This is a genomic window from Pelovirga sp. (genome assembly GCF_059864205.1).
This window is the reverse complement of record NZ_JCBCBS010000054.1, coordinates 1-5,719: the sequence shown is the minus strand read 5'-3', so window position 1 is coordinate 5,719 and position 5,719 is coordinate 1. Positions and strand designations below refer to the sequence as shown.

Below are 5,719 nucleotides of genomic sequence, written 5' to 3'. Positions count from 1 at the left end.
AACAGTCTTTGATTTACTTTTGCTTTACCATTCACTCCCATCAAGAGGTGTTGCTATGTCGGTGATCAAAAAATACGGGTTTTGTGCTTTGCTGGTGTTGTTGTGTTTCGGTTGTGCCCCAAAGGAACGCCCGCGGATCCTTTTCCCGCCGCCGCCGGAGGTTTCACGGCTTGAATTCATCGGCGTCTATGCGTCGGAAAATGATTTTAAAAAAACGCCATTTCAGGAATTTACAGCCGGCATTCTCGGATCATCGGCACTGGCCAGGTTCAAATCTCCATATGGCGTAGTCAGTGATGGAGAGGGGAAAGTTTACGTCTCCGATATCCATTGGCGTAACCTGCGCGTCTATGATTTCAACGCCAAAACAGTCGAGTTCTATCTGTCTAGATCGGTCTTTACTTCCCCCGTCGGCCTGGCGCTCGATAGTCAGGGACGACTCTACGTGGCCGATGCGCAGAAGGGGAAGATCTTTGTCTTTGCGCCAGATCGAACGGTGCTCTTCACTTTCGGCACCCCCGAGGAAATCACCCGTCCCGCCTATCTGGCCATCAATGAAAAGCGCGGGCGCATCTATGTTTCCGATGGGCAATCACATCGCATCGTTGTTTATGATCTGGCTGGCAAACATTTGTTCAGTTTCGGCAAGCTGGGTGGTGGCCAGGGTAACTTTTATTCGCCTCAGGGAATAGCTTTCGGCCCGGACGGAAATCTTTATGTTGCCGATCAGTTTAATACCCTGGTGCAGGTATTCGATCCCGACGGGACGTTCGTACGGCAGTTCGGCAAACGCGGTGATCAGGTGTATCAGTTCGAGGCGCCAAAAGATGTGGCGTTTGATAGCGACGGCAACCTCTATGTGGTTGATGCCCGCCGCGGTCATATCCTGACCTATACCCCCGAAGGGCGCCTGCTGCTGGTGACGGGAGGGGGGAAGTTGACTTCGGCAGCGCTCGGTTTTTCCGCGCCGCGGTCGATTTTTATCGATCAGGACGACCGGATCTATGTCGCGGACCTGCTCAACAAACGTTTTTCGGTGTGGCAATACCTGAGTGAAGCCTATCTGCAGAAACGACCTGTGACCGAGGAAGATCGGGTGCGACTGGAAAACGTCCTGAAGGGAAAATAGCGACACCGTCAAATTACTTTATCCCAAGGTGTCAAATCACCGAACAAAGCCAAGGCGAGGGGGGGGGGAGCGGATCTGGAAAAATGTTAATCCGAAAAAAATTCTGTTATTACGTAGAGTTGTTTTCCAATTGGCACCGATTGCTTTTTGTGGCACAGCGTTTGCTACTCTATGGGATAGCAAAGACAAAAGAGCTTACTCCGGCAACGGTCAGGCTTCATGCTTTTTGCCAGGTTTGCTGGTTTTCTCCACGGAATGGTCCGGGGGAAAGATTTTAACAACCCCGTTATATTGGATAACGGGAAAACAGGAGGTACTAAAATGAAGAAGGTTCTCGTTCTGGTAGCAGCGCTGTCGCTGTTTGCCGCCCCCGCCATCGCCGGCATCGCCGGTACTGCACACGATCTCAGCACTGCTGGTGCTGGCACAGATGAAATCTGTGTGTTCTGTCACACCCCGCACGGCGCTGACATTACTGTCGCTGACGCCCCGCTGTGGAACCGTACTAACGTTTCTGCTACTGCAGTTTACAACACACCTACCCTTGATGCGACCATCACCGTTGGTTCTGTCAACAATACTGATGCTCCGTTGTGTCTCTCCTGTCATGACGGCGCATCTATCCAGGGTGTGCTGCAAAATCCGCCGAACGTTGGTACTTTTAATGCAGGGTCATTGACTGAAGTCGGTGCTAACGCCAACATCGGTGGCGACACTGAAAACCTGAGTAACGATCACCCGATCGGTTTTTCCTACACTGCCGTTGCTGCGGCTGACGGTGGTTCTGATACTGAAATTAGAGCCAAAGCTACTGCTGAAGCAACCCTGGGTGGTGGCACGGCTAATGGTGCACTTTCCTACGGTTCTGGCAACGACATGTGGTGTTCTTCCTGCCACGATGTGCATAACGATTCCATGAGCCCGTTCCTGCGCATCAGCAACTCCGGTTCGGCTCTGTGTCTGGCCTGTCACATCAAGTAATTGATTATCATCTGGTTTGATGTTATGGCGGAGACTGCGGTCTCCGCCATTTTTTTTGTCCGCTTGGACGGGTGCGGCTGCGCTGGCATAATGGCAGCTGTTCACTGTGTAAATGCGTAGTTTTGACCCTTTTTATGAGCCCGGTGGCCATGTCGCTGTGCCACTATGCTAATCGGCGTTCTGTCGCCGCTTCTCAAGGAGCTGTTTTCCGCCCCGTGCCCCCGAAAAGCCGTTAATTTTCAAGGAACGATAATTGCATCATGACTTGCTCGGTTTGTTGCGGATCTTTCCTTTGTCACAGTTAACGGTTGGCCGATTGCTTGAGTCGATGAAAAATTTGCGCCCCTACATCTTAACGCTCATACTGCTGTTTTTGCTCTGCCCGCCGGTAGCGGCAGACAACGGGCAGTTGCGTGGCGAGGTGATGCTCGACTATGCGGCATATTCGTCACAAGAGGGCGCTCAGGAAAATGAGCAGAGCCACTTTGCCAAGCGCCTGGGGCTTCTTTACAAAACGCAAGGCTCGTTGATGGAGGGACGGCTGGGTTCCTACGCTTGGCTGCTGGGGGGCGAGGCGGTGCAGTTAAGTACCACGGATGATCAATACGGGGTTGATGACAGCCTGGATACGCAGAAGATATATTACAATGCCGATGTTAAGCTTGCGCCCGCAGGGTTGCCGTTTCGCCTTCATCTTTTTGCCCACGACATGAAAAAGACCAGTTTTACCGATAATCGCGGCAGCACGAGCCAGGGTCTGTCGGGAAGACAGTTATTTTTCAGTGGTCAGCTGATCGATCCGAATATTTACTCCGATCTTTCCAACGGCTCAAGCAATACTGCCGGGTTCACTCTGTTGCTCGGCATCCGCAACGGCAGCTACCTCGGGCGCTACCGCGAAATGCTCTCGACCTTGCCTCGCTTGCTCATCGATTACAAGCAGATGATTAACAAGGATTTGAAAAGCTATACGCCGCAACACACCCGTAGCCGCGATCTGGCGTTTGTGTCGCTTAACAAGAAAGACAACTGGCTCCATTACCGCCTCTACGATTTTACCGATTATATCGACCCGCAAAACAACTATGAACGCAAACAGGTGATCCTCGGCGTCATCGATCCGACCCTGAACCGTAAATGGATCAACCTGACCAACTGGATTCAGCTCTCGACCGACCTCACCTATAGCCGCGAAACAAGGAATTTCTTTCAAAATGAGAGTAATGTGCAGGCGCTTGAACACCGTTATAATTACAACCTGTTTACCGCGATGACGCTCTCCAATCTGCGCGCCACTAATTACCTCTCCTTTGAGCGCAAACGCCGGGGGGATCAGATTACGCAAAGGCTTGACGTGCCGTTTAATCTTTCGTTTAAGCAAGATCGCGATACGTTGTGGCGCTTTAACTGGAAGACCAAAAAGGACAGCACGCAGCGCGCGGGGAGTCAACCTTTTATCGATACGACCAGTCATCACGCGCAGTTAAATCTTGAGACCTGGCGTTCCAGAAACTACATGCTGACCCTCGGACTCGATGCGGAGCAGACCCGCCGGATCGATGCCGATGTGACGGGCGCGGGATTTTCTCTGGAGATAGGGACACGCTCTGCCGGTCGCCGCCTGCGCGCTACGAGCAACGATTGCCGCCTGCGTCTCGAAAGCCGCTGGCTCAGCAGTGAATCCGTGACCGGGGGGACGCAGGAGCGGTTTGAGCAAAGGGCGCGGGTCAGTTACGAACAGCCAGTGACACAACGCTGGACGCTGGGTCTCAATAATTCGCTGTCTTACTCTACCGGTGACCAGGGGAGCATTCGCACCGAATCTATGGGTGGTTACAGTACATCCAGCCTTGATGGTCAGGCCCTGGAGAGCGAGGATTCGGTGCAGAACGAATTGCGGTTGTTTGCCAAACATATAGTGTCGAGGAATATGACGAATAGCGTGGAGTTCACATCCAATTGGTTGCGCGCGGGGAGCGTGCAGCAGAAAAATTATGAACTCGCCCAGCGTCTTGCGTATCGTGGCCGGGTTCTGGACGGATCGTTTGACAATCGTCTGAAAGGTGGTGATTTCGCTGGCGAGTCAACGGTTAATACCGGTTACCTCGATAGCTCGACGCAGCGGCAGGAGTGGATTTATACGCACACCAGCAGCCTTCGTTATCGACCGACCCGGGCTTTTGAAGCCGGTGTCTCGGTCGATTTGGCGTATGAAAAATATCGCCAGGGGGAAAGTCGCACGATCGGAAAATTTGAGCAGAATGCGCAGTATGCTGTGTGGGTGACGAACGGTGTGATTCGCAAGCTGGCTGCCTTTTCTGAAGGGTTGGCTTGGGAACGGATTGATCGCGATGGTTCAGAGCAGATGGTGCAGTCGCTGCAACTGCGAGCCGAATATTTTCCCCGCCACAGCATTTTTATGGGGAGTTCGGTCACCTATCAAACACTAACGGACACCGCTGCTAACGGCAGTAACGACAGTGATCGCATCATCGGGAGGGCCTGGGCGGGGGTTGCATACAGTAAATTCAAGTTTGATATCAATTACGCCTACGGGTTCAGACCGGAAACGGATGCTGCTGAAGAACGTACAGAAAAACGCATTCAGGTGCGGGTGACCAAGATTATTTGAGTAACGCGTGGAATGAAGGGGATGGAGTGTAAAATTCATGGATGTATCGCTGGTTATCCCGGTTTATAACGAGGAAGAAAATATTGCGCCGCTGTGCCGTGAGGTATCAGCGGCGCTCGATACAATTGCCGGAAAGGTCGAGGCAGTATTGGTCGACGATGGCAGCTGCGATCAGTCGTTCACCCTGCTGGCGCGCTGTGCCGCCGACGACATGCGCCTTAAGGTGGTGCGGCTGCGGCGCAATTTTGGTCAGACAGCGGCGCTGGCGGCGGGGATCGCGGCGGCCAGCGGGGCGGTGCTGGTGACCCTCGATGCCGACCTGCAAAACGACCCGGCGGATATCCCGCGCATGCTGGCCAAAATAGATGAAGGGTTCGATGTGGTTTCCGGCTGGCGGCGCAAACGCGAAGATGCTTTTGTCAGCCGCAAGCTGCCATCGCTGCTCGCCAACCGGCTGATTTCGGTATTGACCGGGGTCGCCCTGCACGACTACGGCTGCACCCTCAAGGCGTATCGCCGCGAGGTGCTGGAGCATGTCAATCTCTACGGTGAGCTGCACCGGTTTGTCCCGGCGCTGGCCAGCCAGGTCGGCGCCAGGATCACCGAGATGGAAGTTAACCACCGGCCACGTCTGGCCGGGACGAGCAAGTATGGTATCGACCGCACCCTGCGCGTGGTGCTCGACCTGATCACCGTCAAGTTTCTCCTCAACTACGCCACCCGCCCGATGCAGCTCTTTGGCAAATGGGGGTTCGGCGCGTTTTGTCTGGGCGGCATTGCCGGGGCGACGGTCATTTATATGAAGTTTTTCGACAGCCTGCCAATGAACCGCAATCCCCTCACCATTCTTACCGCTTTCCTCTTCTTTACCGCCATCCAGTTTATTGTCATGGGCCTGCTCGGCGAACTGATGACCCGCACCTATCACGAGGTGCAGAACAAACCGGTCTATACCGTGCGGGAGACGGTGAATCTTT

General features: G+C 53.7%; 4 protein-coding genes. All 4 read left to right on the top strand.

The window, feature by feature from the left end:
* Positions 1-55 precede the first annotated feature (55 nt).
* Positions 56-1,129, top strand: a complete 1,074-nt coding sequence (locus AC6F7T_RS03155; protein WP_500716519.1) for a 6-bladed beta-propeller — start codon at positions 56-58, stop codon at positions 1,127-1,129.
* Positions 1,130-1,450: 321 nt separating this feature from the next.
* Positions 1,451-2,110 (top strand): cytochrome c3 family protein, encoded by a 660-nt coding sequence (locus AC6F7T_RS03150; RefSeq protein ID WP_500716518.1) that lies wholly within the window; start codon positions 1,451-1,453, stop codon positions 2,108-2,110.
* 253 nt (positions 2,111-2,363) lie between these two features.
* A complete protein-coding gene (locus AC6F7T_RS03145) occupies positions 2,364-4,742 on the top strand; it encodes a hypothetical protein (RefSeq protein WP_500716517.1) in 2,379 nt (792 codons plus the stop codon).
* 37 nt (positions 4,743-4,779) lie between these two features.
* The coding region (locus AC6F7T_RS03140) for a glycosyltransferase (protein ID WP_500716516.1) at positions 4,780-5,719 on the top strand (940 nt) is incomplete at its 3' end.

What these genes read in the sequence shown, in the direction of transcription:
- AC6F7T_RS03155 (WP_500716519.1), top strand. Translation starts at nt 56, where the DNA reads ATGTCGGTGATCAAAAAATACGGGTTTTGTGCTTTGCTGGTGTTGTTG.
- AC6F7T_RS03150 (WP_500716518.1), top strand. Translation starts at nt 1,451, where the DNA reads ATGAAGAAGGTTCTCGTTCTGGTAGCAGCGCTGTCGCTGTTTGCCGCC.